Raw genomic sequence first — 596 nt, 5'->3', positions numbered from 1 at the left:
TCAGCGGGAGGACCGCCGTCCCGGTCTTGGCCCAGTACAGGAAGGCGTGCGGGTCCCACTCGGCCTCGGAGCCCGAGTCCTTCTGGAACAGCTGGGACAGGCGGCGCGGGTTGGCCGGGTCGCTGACGTCGAACAGCGAGACCTGGGTGCCGAGCGTGCGGCCCTGCTCGCTCGCCTCCTGGCCGACGCCGATCAGCCGTCCGTCGCCCGCCGGGTGCAGGTAGGCCGAGTAGCCGGTGATCTTCAGCTCGCCGGTCTTCCCCGGCGCCGCCGGGTCGCGCAGGTCGAGCGTGTAGAGCGGGTCCACCTGCTTGAACGTCACCACGTAGCCGACCGGGCCGATGAAGCGCACCGAGTAGATCCGCTCGCCGTTCCCCAGGCCGCCCACCTCGCCGACCTTCCCCAGGGTGTCGGCCCTGAGCACGTAGACCGCGCTGGAACTGCTCCGGCCCGAGGTCGAGGTGGTGGCGACCCGCAGGTGTCCCTCGTGCTCGGACAGGGAGTACTGGTTGAGCAGCCGGCCCGGCACCTTGCCCGAGGACACGTAGCGGGGCGCGCCGGGCGCGGTGATGTCGAACCGGTGCACCTCCGTCTCC

The 596-nt window shown here is 71.6% G+C and carries 1 protein-coding gene; it reads right to left on the bottom strand.

From position 1 onward, the window contains the following. A partial coding sequence (locus ABD841_RS40585; RefSeq protein WP_344982410.1) for a beta-propeller domain-containing protein occupies positions 1 to 596 on the bottom strand: 596 nt, incomplete at both ends.

This window comes from Streptosporangium fragile, assembly GCF_039534445.1.
Lineage (GTDB): Bacteria > Actinomycetota > Actinomycetes > Streptosporangiales > Streptosporangiaceae > Streptosporangium > Streptosporangium fragile.
This window is presented reverse-complemented; position numbering and strand designations above follow the sequence as displayed.